Origin of the sequence: Mumia flava (assembly GCF_002797495.1) — a bacterium.
GTDB classification, from domain to species: domain Bacteria; phylum Actinomycetota; class Actinomycetes; order Propionibacteriales; family Nocardioidaceae; genus Mumia; species Mumia flava.
This window is the reverse complement of record NZ_PGEZ01000001.1, coordinates 276,289-291,042: the sequence shown is the minus strand read 5'-3', so window position 1 is coordinate 291,042 and position 14,754 is coordinate 276,289. Positions and strand designations below refer to the sequence as shown.

Genomic DNA, 14,754 nt, shown 5'->3' with positions numbered 1-14,754 from the left:
GGTGTCAGTCACGGTTCTGATGCACCTCCGGGAAGCTCGGGCCAACCGGCTCACGGAAGTCGCTGGTGGCGATCAGGTACCCCTCGGAGTCTACCGCGAGCGGCAGCTGGGGCAGGGGACGGTGGCCGGGACCGAAGATGACCTTGCCGCCGTCGGCGAGGTCGTAGGTCGTCTGGTGGCACGGGCACAGCAGGTGGTGGGTGTGCTGCTCCCAGAGACTGATCGGGCAGCCGACGTGGGTGCAGATCTTGGAGTAGCAGAGGATCCCGTCGACGTCCCAGTTCTCCTGGCCCTCACGCGGGTTGTTGTCCTCCGGGCGGATCCGGACGACGATCACCGACGCCTTGGCCTTCGCCTGGAGCAGCTCGGTGCCGTGGAAGACGGCGTGGCCGTGGCTGTCGGTCTCGAAGAACACCTCGGGCTGGGCGTTGATCAGCTGGCCGACCTCGATCTGCCCCGGCTCCAGAGGCGTGCCGGCGACGTCGTTGACGACCCTCATGCCGCGTCGCCAGACCGTGTGGAACTGCGTGTCACCCGGCAGCGGGCCGAGGTCGCGCAGCATCACGATCGCGGGGAGACCCAGAACACCGACGGCACCGAGCAGCGTGTTGCGGATCAGCGGCCGCCGACCGAAGCCCGACTCCGAGACTCCGGTGTCGAGGATCGCGAGAGCCTCCTCACGGTCCTCGTCCGACGAGTGCGCGGGGTGCCGCATCTCGATGATCTCGTGGTCGTGCATGAGCTTCTTCGCCCAGTGGATCGCACCGACCCCGATGAGGAACAGCGCACCGCCGAGGGTCAGGCCCAGGGCGAGGTTGAGCGAGAACCAGCCGAAGACCACGGCGTCGGTGGGGATCGTGAAGTAGGCGACGCAGAAGGCGAGCGCGAGCAGGATCGAGACGCCGAACAGGCCGGCGACCTGACGCTCCGCGCGCTTCTCCATCCGGGGATCCACGTCCGTCGGACGCGGCAGGTGCTCGGGCAGGCCCGGATTCTCGATCGGCTCCGCAGGCTCGATGTCGTTCCTGGCCCGCGGGGTCAGGGAGGTGTCGTCGCCGGGACGGTCGTCGTCGGGACGCTCGTCGTGCGTGTCGGAGCTCATGACCTCTTCTTCTTCACCCGGGCGCCCTGCGCTGCCAGCCAGATCGCGACCAGCACCAGACCGCCGATTCCGATGATCCAGGCGAACATGCCGTCGGCGACCGGGCCGACGCCACCGCCGCCGAAGCCGCCCTGGGGCTGCGACTGGACCGACTTGATGTAGCCGATGATCGCGCGCTTGTCCTCAGGCGTGATCACCTCGTCGTTGAAGACCGGCATCTGCTGAGGCCCGGTCTGCATCGCCTCGTAGATGTGCTTCTCGTCCACGCCCGCCAGCGTCGGCGCGTAGCGACCGCTCGGCAGCGCTCCACCGGCGCCGACGGAGTTGTGGCAGGCCGTGCAGTTGGTCCGGAAGAACTCGCCGCCGCGGGTGAGCTCCTCCTGCGAGAGGTCCGAGACGTCCGTGTACTCCTCGTCCGGGACGGCGGGGCCGGGGCCGAGGGAGGCGACGTACGTCGCGAGGGCGTCGATCTCGTCCTCGTCGTACTCGACCTTCTTGCGGGGGGCCTGGGGCGCGGTCTGCGCCATCGGCATGCGGCCGGTGCCGACCTGGAAGTCGACGGCCGCGGCGCCGACGCCGATCAGCGACGGGCCGAAGTTGCCGCCGCTCTTGGTGGTGACGCCCTCGGCGTTCATCCCGTGGCAGCTCGCGCAGCCGACGAGGAACAGCTGGCGACCCTCGTCGATCTTCGTCGTGTCGCTCGCGGAGTCCTGCGCGTCCGCGGAGCTCGGGGAGAACGCGTAGTACAACGCGCCTGCGAGCAGCAGACCGAAGAGCAGCACCGCGTACCCCGCCAGCGGGTGCCTTCGGTGGGTGGACAAGAACCGCACGGAGTGAACCTCGTTCCCCTTGCTCGTCGACCGATCGTTCGATGCGGCCGGATGAAATGTCCGAATTTATCTTCTCTTGTGGCGAGCGCGTCCGCTGATCGCGGCGAGCTCGCTACTGCAGAACGTAGATCGTGAGGAACAGGCCGACCCAGACGATGTCCACGAAGTGCCAGTAGTACGAGACCACGATCGCCGAGATCGCCTGCTCGTGGGTGAACCGACGCGCCATGAAGGTGCGCCCGATCACCAGCAGGAACGCGATCAGACCGCCGATCACGTGCAGGCCGTGGAAGCCCGTGGCCAGGTAGAACACCGATCCGTAACCGGACGAGGCCAGCGTCACGTCGTGGTGCACCAGCTCGACGTACTCGACCGCCTGGCCGGCGACGAAGACGGCACCCATGAGGTAGGTGAGCGCGAACCACTCACGCATCCCCCACTCGCGGAAGTTGAGCAGCGAGCCGCTCCGGCCCACCTTGCCCTCCTCCGCCGCGAACACGCCCCACTGGCACGTGACCGACGACAGGACGAGGATCGTCGTGTTCACCGTGGCGAACGGGACGTTGAGCTTCGCGGTCTCCAGATCCCACAGCTCGGGGCTGACCGCGCGGATCGTGAAGTAGGCGGCGAAGAGAGCCGCGAAGAACATCAGCTCGCTCGAGAGCCACACCACCGTGCCCACCGTGACCTGAGACGGCCGGTTGGGCTGCCCGTGGAGGCGGGATGCTGGAATCACACTTGTCGTCGCCACGCGAGTCATTATGAACCCCGGCGCTGACGGAAGCATCCCCGACCCCTGTCTCGCGGCCGTGCTCGCCCGTGCTGGGGCGCGACAGCCTTCGTACGGGGCCGGTGGTGGTGCCGCGAGCAGCAGGGTCTCGCTACGATCGCGGGTGTGAGCGAAGAAACGACCGTCACCCGTCCGAAGGACGTGCTGCGCGTCCTCGTCTACTCCGACGACTCCGACACGCGTGCGGAGGTGATCTCCTCGCTCGGTCGGCGGCCGCACCCCGATCTGCCGCCGGTGGAGTTCGTCGAGTGCGCCACCGAGCCGGTCGTACGGCAGCAGATGGATGCGGGAGGATTCGCGCTGGCGATCCTCGACGGCGAGGCCGTGCCGGCCGGGGGCATGGGGATCGCCCGTGCCCTCAAGGACGAGATCTTCCGGTGCCCGCCGCTCCTCGTGCTGACCGGGCGGGAGCAGGATGCATGGCTCGCGACGTGGTCGCGCGCCGACGGCGTGACGAGTCACCCGATCGACCCGCTGCGCCTCGCGCAGGCTGCGCTCGGTCTGCTGCTGCCGGCCGCGTCCCGAGCCGTGTGATGCCGCACGCGATCACCTGGCCCGACGTCCTCTCCACGCTGGTCGCCGGACGCGATCTCGATGCGGGCCTCACGGCCTGGGCGATGGAGGAGATCCTGTCCGGCAACGCGACGCCGGCGCAGATCGCGGGCTTCGCGGTCGGCCTGCGAGCGAAGGGCGAGCGGGTCGAGGAGGTCGAGGCGCTCGCCGAGACGATGTACGCCCACGCCCGCACCATCTCCGTGGAGGGCCGGACCGTCGACATCGTCGGGACCGGCGGCGACCGGGCCCGGACGGTCAACATCTCCACGATGTCCGCCGTCACGATGGCGGGCGCCGGCGCGCTGGTGGTCAAGCACGGCAACCGCGCCGCCTCGAGCTCCAGCGGTGCCGCCGACGTCCTCGAGGAGCTCGGTGTCCGTCTCGACCTCGCGCCCGAGCGCGTGGCGGAGCTGGCGCCCGAGGTCGGGATCACGTTCTGCTTCGCGCCGGTCTTCCACGCGTCGTTCCGCTTCACGGGAGGGCCGCGCAAGGAGCTCGGGATCCCGACGGTCTTCAACTTCCTCGGCCCGCTGACCAACCCGTCGCGGCCGGCGGCGATGGCGGTCGGTGTCGCCGACGCCCGGATGGCGGCGGTCATCGCGGGGGTCTTCGCGCGCCGCGGCGTCGACGCGCTGGTGTTCCGGGGCGACGACGGCCTGGACGAGATCACCACGACGACCACCAGCACGATCTGGACCGTCGCCGGTCCGGAGGGCGACAAGTCCGTCGTCGAGTCGACCCTCGACCCCGCCGTGCTCGGGATCGAGGTGTCGGGTGCGGAGGCCCTGCGAGGCGGCGACCCGGCCTTCAACGCCGACGTGTTCCTCCGGGTCCTGGCGGGGGAGAAGGGTCCCGTCCGGGACGCGGTCGTGATGAACGCCGCTGCGGGGCTGTGCGCGCACGAGGGCGGCGAGGACGACCTGCTGACGCGTCTGGAGAGGAACGTGGCCCGCGCGCGCGAGTCGCTGGACTCCGGTGCCGCGCGCGACCTGCTCCGCGCCTGGGCCGCGGCCTCGCGAGCCTGAGGCGCGTCAGGCGCCCTCGACGCCGATGCTGAACGCCGCCTCGAGGTCGTGCTGGGAGTACGCCCGGAAGGCGATGTGCGTCTCGGTCGAGGTGACGCCGGGGACCTTGTTGAGGCGGTCGGCCACCACCGACGCGACGTCCTCGTGCTGGCGGACCCGCACCAGCGCGATCAGGTCGATGTGCCCCGTGACCGAGTAGACCTCGCTGACGCCGTCGAGCGCGGCGATCTCCTCCGCCACCTCGGGGATGCGGGCGACGTCGGCGTTGACGAAGACGATCGCAGTGATCACGGAAGCTCCTCGTGGGTGGTACGGCGTGCGGCGCCGGTCGGTGTCCGGCCTCGGGTCGCGTTCGCTCTGTCCCGACGCTGCTCGAGCCTACTCGTCACCGCGGGGGCTGGTGCTGGGTGCGCCAGCCGCCCGCGCGGCGCTCGTCCGCAGGCACGGCCTCGGCACGCGCGTGCTCGACCTCGGCGACGAGCGTGTGGTGGCGGCCCGCACCGCGGATCGGCAGCGCCCAGTCGCCGTGCAGGTCCACCAGCCGCACGCCGTCGGACTCGAGCCAGCGCACGACCAGGTCCGTCTCGGCCGCCACGGCGGCCGGTGTGCCCGCTGTCACCGTCTCCGCGGTCGTCCGCAGGGTCGCGACCCACCCGGCGGAGGGCGTCCGTGGTGGCAGCACCCCTGAGGCGACCAGCCGGCCCGACCTGATCACGTGGACGTCCCACGAGCCGGGAGACCGCTCCGCGGGGCGTGCCGCGACGATCTCCTCGCACGCCGCGACCGCGCGGAGCCGCTGACCACGGCTCGCGGTGCGCAGGAGCAGGGCCAGGCGGTCACGGTGCGCGGCGGCGTCCTCGAAGCGGCCCTGGGAGGAGAGCGTCCGCATCCGCGCCCGGACGGACTCGACGACCTCGGTCGGGTCGGACTGCATCGCCTCGCGGAGGCGGTCCACCTCGCCGGCGTAGAGCTCCTGGGTCGTCGAGCCGTCGCACGGGGACAGGCACCGGCCCAACTCGGCGAGCACGCACGGGCTCTGCCGGGCACGGCGCGCGAGCCGGGTGGTGCACTGGCGCACCTGGAAGGTCTCGTGCAGCGCCGAGGCGGCACGCTCGGCGCTCGCGCGGCGCGGGAACGGTCCGATCGCGACCGCGTCCGGAGCCGGGGCCCGCACGATCGACAGCCGGGGCCACGGCTCGTTGGTCAAGGTGAGCCAGACGGCGCGCTCCGGGTGCCGCGAGCGGCGGTTGTAGGGAGGCTTGAGGGCCCTGATCAGGCGCAGCTCGCGGATCTCGGCCTCGAGCGGTGTCGCGCACACGATCGCCTCGACCCGCTCGGCGAGCGCGACCATCTCGCCCATCCTGCTGCGCGTCTCGCTGGCGGTGAAGTAGGTCCGCACGCGGGTGCGCAGGTCCTTCGACGTGCCGACGTAGAGCACCTGGTCGGTGCGGTCGCGAAACAGGTAGACCCCGGGCGCGTGGGGCAGATGGTCGGCCAGGCCCGCCTTGCGCCGCTGCCGACCGGCGACCTTGGCGCTGAACGCGACGAGCTCCTCCAGGGTGCTGACGCCGAGCGTGCCGACCCGCTCGAGCAGGCCGTGCAGCACGTCCACGGTCGCGCGTGCGTCGCTGAGGGCCCGGTGGTTCGGTGTCGTCGTGGCGCGGAAGTGGTGCGCGAGCGTGTGGAGCCGACAGTTCGGCACCTCGTCGCGGAGCAGGGCGCTGCGCGCGAGCCGGACGGTGTCGACCGTCTCGAACCGGGGCCGCGCGAGCCCGAGCTGCTCGGCGGCGCGGACCAGGAAGCCGATGTCGAACGGGGCGTTGTGCGCGACCAGGACGCAGCCCCGCGCGAACTCGAGGAACGAGGGCAGCGCCTCGCCGATCCTCGGCGCGTCCACGACCATCGCGTCGGTGATGCCGGTCAGCACGGTCACGGCACGCGGGATCGCGCCCTCGGGGTCGACCAGCGTCTGGAACTCGCCCAGGACCTCTCCGGCGCGGACCTTCACCGCGCCGATCTCGGTGATCGAGGCGTCGGCTCCCGCGCCCGTCGTCTCGAGGTCGACGACGCAGAACGTGATGTCGACCAGGGGGCGGCCCAGGTCGTCGATCCCGAGCTGGACGCCGGGCGACGGGTCCCGGCGGCCGGGAGCCGGACCGGAGCGGGGAGGTGGAGCAGCGGCGACCATGGGCACGACGCTAGGGATCCGCACTGACACCTCTCGGCCGACACACCGGCACCACGGCGGCGACACGCCGGGTCCGACACGCGACACGCCGGAGGCAGAGTTGTCAGTGCGGATCCTTAGCGTCGTCGACATGAACGAGACGAACGCAGCACACCGGCCTCCTCGGCCGCCGGCGGAGGTGGCCGGCGACGAGGTCCTCACCATCGATTGCGCATCCTGTCTCGCCCGTCCACAGGCGTGCGGTGACTGCGTCGTCACGGCCCTGCTCGGGCCGCCGTCGCACCTCGAGATGGACGCAGACGAGACCGCTGCCCTGGACGCGCTGAGCTCGGCGGGGCTGCTCCCACCGCTCCGGCTGGTCACCCCCACCGACTCCCGTGCCGACCCTCCTCCGCCGTGACGGATCGGGCAGGCACGGTCCGTCGCGCGCCTCCTTCGCGGGCCTCGCAGGCCGGTTGCGGTGCGCCAGGTCACGAAAATGTCACAGACCCTCATTGATTCGTGCCGGGGCGGCCGCATAAGGTGAGGGTCGCGTGCCTGAGGAGCTCTTCGTACGGAAGAGTGCAGGGACGCCGCCTCGGGAGGCCTCCACCTCCCGGATCCCCCCACCCGGGAGGCGTGCGAGACCGAAGGAGACCCCTCGACGTGCGGAACGGTCGAACGATGACGCTGCGTGCAGCCGTCGTCGCCGGGACCGGCGTGGTCATGATGGCCACGCTCACTGCGTCCCCGAGCGCTGCGGATCCTGACGCGACGAACCTCGCCGATGCCAAGCGACAGGTCGAGAAGCTCAGCCACCAGGCGGAGCAGGCCAACGAGCGCTACCTCGAGCTCGCGCACGAGGTGGAGACGGCTCGCAAGCAGATCCGGCACCTGAAGGCCGACGTCGCCGACCAGAAGGCGCAGGTCGAGGAGATCCGGTCCGAGGTGGCCGGCGTGATCGCCGACCAGCTCACGAGCTCCCCGATGGGCACGACCACGCAGCTGCTGAACAGCGACGACGCCGACGACTTCCTCGAAGGGCTCACCGTCCTGCAGAGCTACAACGCGACGCAGGCCGACCAGCTCTCGTCGTTCGAGGACGAGACGGCCCGGCTGAAGTCGCGGACCAAGATGCTGAAGTCCAAGCTCGCGGTCATCTCCGACGCCGAGGAGGAGATGGACGAGCAGCAGGAGAAGCTCGACGAGAAGGTGGCCGAGGCCGAGGCGCTGGTCGAGCGGCTCACGCCGGTCGAGCGTGAGCAGGTCTACGGCGGGGACACCCAGACGAGCCGCGACGGCGACCGGCCGAGCGCGCCGAAGGTCGACGCCTCCGGGCGGGCCAAGGCCGCGATCGACTTCGCCCTGGCGCAGCTCGGGGAGCCGTACTCCTACGGCGCCGCCGGGCCGAGCAGCTGGGACTGCTCCGGGCTCACCATGGCTGCGTACGGCGCCGCCGGCGTCTCGCTCCCGCACTCGTCCTCGGCGCAGGCAGGGATGGGGACGTCCGTGTCGACCTCGTCGATGAGCCCGGGCGACCTGGTGTTCTACTACAGCCCGGTCAGCCACGTGGGGATCTACATCGGCGACGGGCAGATCGTGCACGCGCCCCGTCCCGGTCGCAGCGTCGAGATCGTCTCGGTCAACACCATGCCGCTGACCGGGGTCCGTCGCGTCGGCTGACCTCACCGTCCCGAGAGCCGGCCGTACGGAGCACCGTACGGCCGGCTCTCGCGTGCGAGGCCCCACGGGCGGGGCTGCCCCCGGGTCAGGCCCGGGCTGTCACGCGCCCAGCGCCGCTCAGGTGTAGAGCGCCTCGACGTCGTCGCGGTGATCCCGCAGGACGATGTTGCGCTTGAGCTTCAGCGTCGGTGTGACGTGACCGCTGTCCTCGGTCCACTCGCCCGGAAGGATCCGGAACTTGCGGATCGACTCGGCGCGCGAGACGTGGGTGTTGGCCTCGTCGACGGCAGCCTGGACCGAGGCGATCACCTCGTCGTCGGTCGTGAGGCGTGCGACCGGTGTGTCCGGGTCGTGCCCGTGCTGCTCGAGCCACCCGGGGACGGCCTCGTGGTCGAGCGTCACGAGCGCGCCCACGAACGGCTTCCCGTCGCCGACCACGAGCACCTGGCCGACGAGCGGGTGCGCCCGGACCGCGTCCTCGAGGACGGCCGGGATCACGTTCTTGCCGCCGGCGGTGACGATGACCTCCTTCTTGCGGCCCGTGATCGAGACGAAGCCCTCGTCGTCGATCTCGCCGAGGTCGCCGGTGTGGAACCAGCCGTCGGGGTCGAGCACCTCCGCGGTCGCCTCCGGGGCCTTCCAGTAGCCGCGGAAGACCTGCGGACCACGGAACAGCAGCTCGCCGTCGTCGGCGACGCGCACGGCGGTCCCCGGGAACGGCCGCCCGACCGTGCCGATCTTGAGACCGTCGGGCGTGGTCGCGGACAGGGCGGCGGTCGTCTCGGTGAGGCCGTAGCCCTCGATCACGTCGAGCCCGATTCCCGAGAAGAAGTGCGCGAGCCGCTCGCCGAGCGGAGCGCCCCCCGAGATCGCGTAGTCGACCCGCCCGCCCATGGCGTCGCGCAGCTTGCCGTAGACCAGCCGGTCGAACAGCGCGTGGCGCGCGCGCAGCATGGCGCCAGGACGCCGGCCGGACTGCCGGGCCCGGGACACGGAGATGGCGGTCCTGGTCGCGACGTCGAAGACCTTGCCCCGTCCGGAGGCGTGCGCCTTCTGGCTCGCTCCGTTGTAGACCTTCTCGAACACGCGCGGCACCGCGAGGATGAAGGTCGGCCGGACCTCCCCGAGCTCCTCGAGCAGGTTCTTGACGTCGGGCGTGTGCGCCAGCCGGACTCCGGCGCGGATCGCACCGACCTCGATGATCCGCGCGAAGACGTGGGCGAGCGGCAGGAACAGCAGGGTGGTGGCGTCGTCGCGGTCGAACAGCTCGGGCAGCGTGTCGATCGCCGCGCCGAGCTCGTACATGAAGTTCGCGTGGGTCAGCTCCGCGCCCTTCGGGCGGCCGGTCGTCCCCGAGGTGTAGACCAGCGTCGCGAAGTCGTCGGGGGCGACCGCCTCCCGCCGGCTGCGGACGGTGCCGGGGTCGACCGACGACCCGCGCTCGACGAGGTCCTCGAGTCCTCCGTCGTCCATCGTCCAGATCTGCTGCACGGTGGGGACCTGGTCACGCACCTGGGTGACGCGCGCCTCGAGCGCGGCGGACTCGACGACGCACCCGACCGCCTCGGCGTCGCTGAGGACCCACGCGATCTGCTCCGGGGCGGAGGACTCGTAGATCGGGACGACGACGGCACCGATCCACCACAGCGCGTAGTCGACGACGCTCCACTCGTAGCGTGTGCGCGCGAGCAGCCCGACGCGGTCGCCGTGGCCGACACCGGCTGCGACGAAGCCGCGTGCGAGCGCCTCGACCTCGTCACGGAACCGCGCGATCGTGACGTCGGTCCACCCGTCTTCGGTGCGCCGCAGGAAGGCGACCCGTTGCGGGTCCTCGTCGACCCGGGCGACGACGTCGTCGGTGATGCTTCCCGACGGCGGGACCCGATAGGTCGTGGGGGTCGCGTAGGTGCGCACAGTGCCTCCGATCGGCGAAGATGACGAGATCCAGGACGGCGTCCCCTCACGGCAGGTTACAGTCATGGCGCACCGCGGGCCCGACTCAGGAGGGACGATGCCTCTCGTCGATGTGGTCGATCAGACATACGTCGCCGTCGGCCCGGAGAGGTTGCGCGCGCGGCTCTGCGACGAGGTCGCCCTCGCGGCCGTCCTCGGCCCGGGACTCGCCGTGCGCTGCTTCGAGGACCGAGGTCGGCGCGGCAAGCGCTGGCGCCTGTCGGGCGCGCTCGACGGCACCGCCGAGGTGTGGCTCGAGGAGCTGGCGGAGGGGACGGTGGTCCATGTGTTCGTCCAGGCGGACCCGTCACGCTCACCGCGGTCCGCTCGGGCGCGCCGACGGGTCGAGGAGCGCTACCACCAGGCGCTGTCGCGCTGGGTGACGTCGGTCCGTGACGAGCTCGACGGGTCGCGGCCGGTCGGGGCGGCACCGGTGCCGCGAGCCGGACGCGCCGCGCCTGCTCCCGCGTCCGGGACAGGGCCGGAGCGCGATAGTGTCGCTGCACGCAGCGAGCGAGCAGGAGGACTCGATGACCAACCAGACGACGAGTGACATCGTGATCGACGCGTCGCCGTCGCAGATCATGTCCGTCATCGCCGACTTCGACTCGTATCCCGAGTGGGCCACCGGGGTGAAGCAGTGCGACGTCGTCGAGCCCGGTCCCGACGGTCGTGCCACCAAGGTCGCGTTCGTCCTGGACGCGTCGCCGATCCGCGACAGCTACACGCTCGCCTACACGTGGGCCGAGGACCACGTGGAGTGGGCGATCGACGAGCCCGGGTCGATGCTCAAGGCGATGGACGGCGCGTACGTCGTGGAGGAGCTGCCCGACGGGTCGGCACGCGTGACGTACCGGCTGGCGGTCGAGGTCGGGATCCCGCTGCTCGGGATGCTGCGGCGCAAAGCCGAGAAGGTCATCATCGACACCGCGCTCAAGGGCCTGAAGAAGCGGGTGGAGTCGACCTCGTCGTGACGCCGGCCGTGGAGACCGTCCCGCGGATCGTCGTCTTCACCGGCAAGGGCGGCGTCGGAAAGACGACGTCCGCCGCCGCCGTGGCGGTCGCGTCCGCTCGCCGGGGCCGGCGCACCCTGGTCCTCTCCACCGATGCCGCCCACTCGCTGGCCGACACGCTCGACGTCGCGGCCGGCCCCGAGCCGGCGCAGGTCTCCGACCACCTGTGGGTGCAGCTCGTCGACACCCAGCGGCGGATGGAGCAGTCGGCCGCGCAGCTCCGGTCGACGCTGCGTGCGCTGCTCGACGGTGCCGGCGTGGACCCGCTGGCCGCCGAGGAGATCACCGTGCTGCCCGGCGCCGACGAGGTCCTCGTCCTGCTCGAGCTGCGCGCCCAGGCCGCGTCCGGGCGGTGGGACGTCGTCGTCGTGGACGCGGCACCGACGGCCGAGACGCTGCGCCTCCTCGCGCTGCCCGAGGCGCTCGGCTGGTACGCCGAGCGGCTGTCCCCGCTGGAGGAGCGCGTGACCCGCATGGCCGTCCCCGCGCTCGCGCGGGCGACCGGGCTCGGTCCGATCGGTCCGGGCGTCCTCGACGCCGTCCGGGCCCTGTGCCGGGACCTCGCCGAGGTGCGGGCGTTGCTGACCGGCCCGTCCGGCTCGGTGCGTCTCGTGCTCACGCCCGAGCGCGTGGTCGTGGCCGAGTCCCGCCGCGCGCTGACGACGCTGTCGTTGTTCGGGTACGCCGTCGACGGCGTCGTGGCCAACCGCGTCTTCGGTGAGGACGGGGCCGACGGGTGGAGGGCGGGCTGGGCGCGGGCACAGCGTGGCGTGCTCGACGAGGTGATCGCATCGTTCGCGCCGCTGTCGGTCTGGCAGACCGGGTTCGCGGCCGCCGAGCCGGTCGGCATGGACGCCTTGGCGGCGGTGGCCGAGGACACCTACGGCCGCGACGACCCGCTGGCGCGAGCAACCGGGGAGCCCGCTCTGCAGGTGCAGCGCCACGAGGACCACGTCGACGTGGCGCTGGCGCTCCCGTTCGCAGCCCGCGGTGACGTGTCCGTCGCGCGGCACGGCGACGAGCTGATCGTCACCGTGGGCTCGTGGAGACGTCTGATCGCCCTGCCCGCGCTCCTCGGCCGCTACGACGTCGCGCGAGCGCGGATCGCCGACGGGCGGGTCGTCGTCCGCTTCGCCGCGCGCGAACGGTCCGAGGTCGCACGCGATACCGACGTCGCGCCCCGGTCGCAGCCGGTCCGGCCCCCCGGGCGTGCGGGCACCCGGGCCCCGTCTCGATAGGATCCAGCGACGCAGGAACGAGCCGGGCGAGCCTGCCCGTGCGCGACCACAGGAGGTCCGATGACGGCACCGCCGGGCGGCGACGCCGTCGGCAGTCTGCTCGAGGAGGCGGTCAAGCTCGCGCGGGTGCTCGCCGAGGACGCCGGGAGGGCCGGGACCGAGGACACGGGCCGGACCGACGGGACTGCGAGTGCCCACGAGCGAGGGACGAGCGCCGAGGAGGCCGGTGGCGGGGGCGGGCCCGCGGGTCCGCACACCGCGTCGAGCTGCGCGCTCTGCCCGCTGTGCCAGCTGATCACGCTCCTGCGCGAGGCCAGGCCCGAGGTCGCCGATCACCTGGCGTCGGCGGCGGCCTCGCTCGCCCTCGCGCTGCGTGGTGTGGTGGACTCGTTCTCGCAGCCCCCTGGTTCCGGTGCGGGTGAGCACGGGCGTGATCGTGGAGTGCAGGACATCGATCTGGAGGATGGCGGATGGGACTGACCGTCGGGGTGGACATCGGTGGGACCAAGATCGCCATCGGGGTGGTCGACGTCGACGGCACGATCGTCGCCCAGGACCGGCTGGAGACCCCCGCGACCGAGCCAGGGCTGATCACCGACGCGGTCGCACGCGCCGTGGCGGGGCTGAAGGAGCGACACGAGATCGAGGCGGTCGGGGTCGGCGCCGCGGGGTTCGTCGACGCAGCCCGGCGTACGGTCCTGTTCGCCCCCAACATCGAGTGGGAGGACGAGCGGATCGCGGACGAGCTCGAGCGTCGTACGGATCTCCCGGTGGTGGTGGAGAACGACGCGAACGCAGCCGCCTGGGGCGAGTTCCGCTTCGGCGCCGGCGCGGACGTGGACGACCTCCTGCTGGTCACCGTCGGGACCGGGATCGGCGGCGGGATCGTGCAGGCGGGTCAGCTGAACCGTGGCGCGAACGGCGTCGCGGCCGAGATCGGGCACCTGCGGGTCGTCCCGGCGGGGATCAAGTGCGGGTGCGGCCAGTACGGCTGCTGGGAGCAGTACGGGTCGGGTCGTGCCCTCGTCCGTCAGGCGCAGGACCGGATCCAGGCGGGGATGAAGGAGGTCGCTGCGCTGTCGGCTCTCGTCGACGGCGACCCGTCGCGGATCACCGGCCCGTTGATCACGGAGGAGGCACGCCGCGGCGACCCGCTCGCGATCGACCTGATCGCCGACGTCGGCCGGTGGCTGGGGGAGGGGATCGCCTCGCTCGTCGCGGTCCTCGACCCGAGCGTCGTCGCCGTCGGCGGTGGCGTCGCGAAGGCGGGCGACCTGCTCCTCGACCCGGCGCGCGCAGCGTTCTGGCGCACCCTCCCGGCTGCTCTGAACCGTCCCCAGGCCGCCATCCGGCGTGCGACCCTCGGCAACGACGCCGGCATGATCGGCGCGGCGGACCTCGCCCGGTCGCACGCGTGAGCGCTCGCCCCGCGATCGGAGTCGACGTCGGCGGCACCCGGGTCAAGGCCGGGGTCGTGGACGCGGACGGCCGTGTCGTGGAGCGGACGGAGGTCGACACACCGCCGCTCGGGACGCCGGAGGTGCTCGACGTGATCGGCGAGGTCGTGGAGACGCTGGCGGCCGGCCTGCCGCGGTCGACCCGGGTCGGGATCGGCGCAGCGGGCTTCGTCGACGCGACCCGCTCGACGGTGCTGTTCGCTCCGCACCTGCCGTGGCGCCACGAGCCGCTCCGCGACGCGGTGACGCGGCGGACCGGGCGGCGGGTGCTGGTCGACAACGACGCCAACTGCGCGGCCTGGGCCGAGTGGCGTTTCGGCGCGGCGCAGAACGAGCCGGATCTCGTCTGCCTGACGCTGGGCACCGGGATCGGCGGCGCGATCGTCGTCGACGGTCGGCTCCATCGCGGGCGCTGGGGCGTGGCCGGTGAGTTCGGGCACATGCAGGTCGTCCCGGACGGACGACCGTGCGAGTGCGGGAACCGCGGCTGCCTCGAGCAGTACGCGAGCGGCAACGCGCTGGCGTACGCCGCGCGGCGGGCGGTCGCCGACGACCTGCCGCTCGGGCGCCGGCTCGTCGAGGCTGCGGCACCCGCGGCCCCCGGCGGGGCCACCGTGGGTCGCCTGGCCGCCGAGGGCGATGCGGACGCGGTCGAGGTGCTCGCCGAGGTCGGCCGTTGGCTCGGTGTCGGGCTCGCGAGCCTGGCCGCGGCTCTCGACCCCGGGGTCTTCGTGGTGGGCGGGGGCGTCAGCGTCGCGGGCGACCTGCTGCTGGAGCCGGCCCGCGAGACGCTGCGGCGTACGCTCACCGGTCGCGGCTACCGGCCGGACGCCCGGGTGGTCCGGGCCCACCTCGGCAACGACGCGGGGCTGGTGGGGGCCGCCGATCTCGCGCGCACCCGCCGTCGTCCCGTGCGGTCCCGCCGCCCGACCCGCTAGCCG

16 protein-coding genes are annotated in these 14,754 nt (G+C 72.3%); 10 read left to right on the top strand and 6 right to left on the bottom strand.

Annotation, left to right across the window (positions count from 1 at the left end):
- Positions 1–4 precede the first annotated feature (4 nt).
- The 3 genes from qcrA to ctaE all read right to left on the bottom strand — a co-directional run bounded on the left by qcrA (position 5) and on the right by ctaE (position 2,692).
- The gene (gene qcrA, locus CLV56_RS01360; protein WP_100414272.1) at positions 5–1,102 is read right to left on the bottom strand and encodes a cytochrome bc1 complex Rieske iron-sulfur subunit; all 1,098 of its coding nucleotides are present in this window, start codon (positions 1,100–1,102) and stop codon (positions 5–7) included.
- Positions 1,099–1,932 carry a cytochrome bc1 complex diheme cytochrome c subunit gene (qcrC, locus tag CLV56_RS01355; RefSeq protein ID WP_039368679.1) on the bottom strand — a complete coding sequence of 278 codons (834 nt, stop codon included), beginning with the start codon at positions 1,930–1,932 and terminating at the stop codon, positions 1,099–1,101. The genes qcrA and qcrC overlap by 4 nt, the downstream gene beginning before the upstream one ends.
- A gap of 112 nt (positions 1,933–2,044) precedes the next feature.
- A complete protein-coding gene (gene ctaE / locus CLV56_RS01350) occupies positions 2,045–2,692 on the bottom strand; it encodes an aa3-type cytochrome oxidase subunit III (RefSeq protein ID WP_100414271.1) in 648 nt (215 codons plus the stop codon).
- Positions 2,693–2,827: 135 nt separating this feature from the next.
- On the opposite strand from ctaE, the gene CLV56_RS01345 reads away from it, so the two are divergent.
- On the top strand, positions 2,828–3,256 hold the full coding sequence (locus CLV56_RS01345) for a hypothetical protein (protein WP_039368674.1): 429 nt from the start codon (positions 2,828–2,830) through the stop codon (positions 3,254–3,256).
- A complete protein-coding gene (gene trpD, locus CLV56_RS01340; protein WP_039368672.1) occupies positions 3,256–4,302 on the top strand; it encodes an anthranilate phosphoribosyltransferase in 1,047 nt (348 codons plus the stop codon). The genes CLV56_RS01345 and trpD overlap by 1 nt, the downstream gene beginning before the upstream one ends.
- A gap of 6 nt (positions 4,303–4,308) precedes the next feature.
- Here the strand turns inward: trpD and CLV56_RS01335 are convergent, their stop codons facing one another.
- Both CLV56_RS01335 and CLV56_RS01330 read right to left on the bottom strand, forming a co-directional pair.
- The gene (locus CLV56_RS01335) at positions 4,309–4,593 is read right to left on the bottom strand and encodes an Lrp/AsnC family transcriptional regulator (RefSeq protein ID WP_039368669.1); all 285 of its coding nucleotides are present in this window, start codon (positions 4,591–4,593) and stop codon (positions 4,309–4,311) included.
- Positions 4,594–4,687: 94 nt separating this feature from the next.
- Entirely contained in the window at positions 4,688–6,490 is a 1,803-nt protein-coding gene (locus CLV56_RS01330) for a DEDD exonuclease domain-containing protein (RefSeq protein ID WP_100414270.1), read from the bottom strand.
- Between the two features lie 130 nt (positions 6,491–6,620).
- Between CLV56_RS01330 and CLV56_RS01325 the strand changes: the two genes are divergently transcribed.
- Positions 6,621–6,890, top strand: coding sequence for a hypothetical protein (locus tag CLV56_RS01325; protein WP_100414269.1), 270 nt, complete (start codon positions 6,621–6,623; stop codon positions 6,888–6,890).
- A 263-nt stretch (positions 6,891–7,153) separates the two neighbouring features.
- Positions 7,154–8,152 carry a C40 family peptidase gene (locus CLV56_RS01320; RefSeq protein ID WP_039368666.1) on the top strand — a complete coding sequence of 333 codons (999 nt, stop codon included), beginning with the start codon at positions 7,154–7,156 and terminating at the stop codon, positions 8,150–8,152.
- A 117-nt stretch (positions 8,153–8,269) separates the two neighbouring features.
- Here CLV56_RS01320 and CLV56_RS01315 read toward each other — a convergent pair whose 3' ends face one another.
- The gene (locus CLV56_RS01315) at positions 8,270–10,066 is read right to left on the bottom strand and encodes an AMP-dependent synthetase/ligase (RefSeq protein ID WP_039368663.1); all 1,797 of its coding nucleotides are present in this window, start codon (positions 10,064–10,066) and stop codon (positions 8,270–8,272) included.
- Between the two features lie 97 nt (positions 10,067–10,163).
- Between CLV56_RS01315 and CLV56_RS01310 the strand changes: the two genes are divergently transcribed.
- From CLV56_RS01310 to CLV56_RS20895, 6 genes are read left to right on the top strand one after another with little or no spacing between them, the layout of a single operon-like run.
- Positions 10,164–10,658: a polyketide cyclase / dehydrase and lipid transport gene (locus CLV56_RS01310; RefSeq protein WP_100414268.1), complete on the top strand. Its 495-nt coding sequence runs from the start codon at positions 10,164–10,166 to the stop codon at positions 10,656–10,658.
- The gene (locus CLV56_RS01305) at positions 10,636–11,079 is read left to right on the top strand and encodes an SRPBCC family protein (protein ID WP_039368660.1); all 444 of its coding nucleotides are present in this window, start codon (positions 10,636–10,638) and stop codon (positions 11,077–11,079) included. Before CLV56_RS01310 ends, CLV56_RS01305 begins: the two co-directional genes overlap by 23 nt.
- Positions 11,076–12,356, top strand: a complete 1,281-nt coding sequence (locus tag CLV56_RS01300) for an ArsA family ATPase (RefSeq protein WP_245857497.1) — start codon at positions 11,076–11,078, stop codon at positions 12,354–12,356. The genes CLV56_RS01305 and CLV56_RS01300 overlap by 4 nt, the downstream gene beginning before the upstream one ends.
- 60 nt (positions 12,357–12,416) lie before the next feature.
- A complete protein-coding gene (locus CLV56_RS01295; protein ID WP_039368658.1) occupies positions 12,417–12,836 on the top strand; it encodes a hypothetical protein in 420 nt (139 codons plus the stop codon).
- Complete coding sequence (locus CLV56_RS20900; RefSeq protein WP_039368655.1) at positions 12,827–13,774, top strand: ROK family glucokinase; 948 nt, start codon at positions 12,827–12,829, stop codon at positions 13,772–13,774. The genes CLV56_RS01295 and CLV56_RS20900 overlap by 10 nt, the downstream gene beginning before the upstream one ends.
- The gene (locus CLV56_RS20895; protein ID WP_211287953.1) at positions 13,771–14,751 is read left to right on the top strand and encodes an ROK family glucokinase; all 981 of its coding nucleotides are present in this window, start codon (positions 13,771–13,773) and stop codon (positions 14,749–14,751) included. Before CLV56_RS20900 ends, CLV56_RS20895 begins: the two co-directional genes overlap by 4 nt.
- The last annotated feature ends 3 nt before the right edge of the window (positions 14,752–14,754 follow it).

Coding starts and splice junctions, on each gene's coding strand:
- qcrA (WP_100414272.1), bottom strand. CDS start 1,102: ATGAGCTCCGACACGCACGACGAGCGTCCCGACGACGACCGTCCCGGC.
- CLV56_RS01305 (WP_039368660.1), top strand. CDS start 10,636: ATGACCAACCAGACGACGAGTGACATCGTGATCGACGCGTCGCCGTCG.
- CLV56_RS01320 (WP_039368666.1), top strand. CDS start 7,154: ATGACGCTGCGTGCAGCCGTCGTCGCCGGGACCGGCGTGGTCATGATG.
- trpD (WP_039368672.1), top strand. CDS start 3,256: ATGCCGCACGCGATCACCTGGCCCGACGTCCTCTCCACGCTGGTCGCC.
- ctaE (WP_100414271.1), bottom strand. CDS start 2,692: ATGACTCGCGTGGCGACGACAAGTGTGATTCCAGCATCCCGCCTCCAC.
- CLV56_RS01310 (WP_100414268.1), top strand. CDS start 10,164: ATGCCTCTCGTCGATGTGGTCGATCAGACATACGTCGCCGTCGGCCCG.
- CLV56_RS01295 (WP_039368658.1), top strand. CDS start 12,417: ATGACGGCACCGCCGGGCGGCGACGCCGTCGGCAGTCTGCTCGAGGAG.
- CLV56_RS01325 (WP_100414269.1), top strand. CDS start 6,621: ATGAACGAGACGAACGCAGCACACCGGCCTCCTCGGCCGCCGGCGGAG.
- CLV56_RS01330 (WP_100414270.1), bottom strand. CDS start 6,490: ATGGTCGCCGCTGCTCCACCTCCCCGCTCCGGTCCGGCTCCCGGCCGC.
- CLV56_RS20900 (WP_039368655.1), top strand. CDS start 12,827: ATGGGACTGACCGTCGGGGTGGACATCGGTGGGACCAAGATCGCCATC.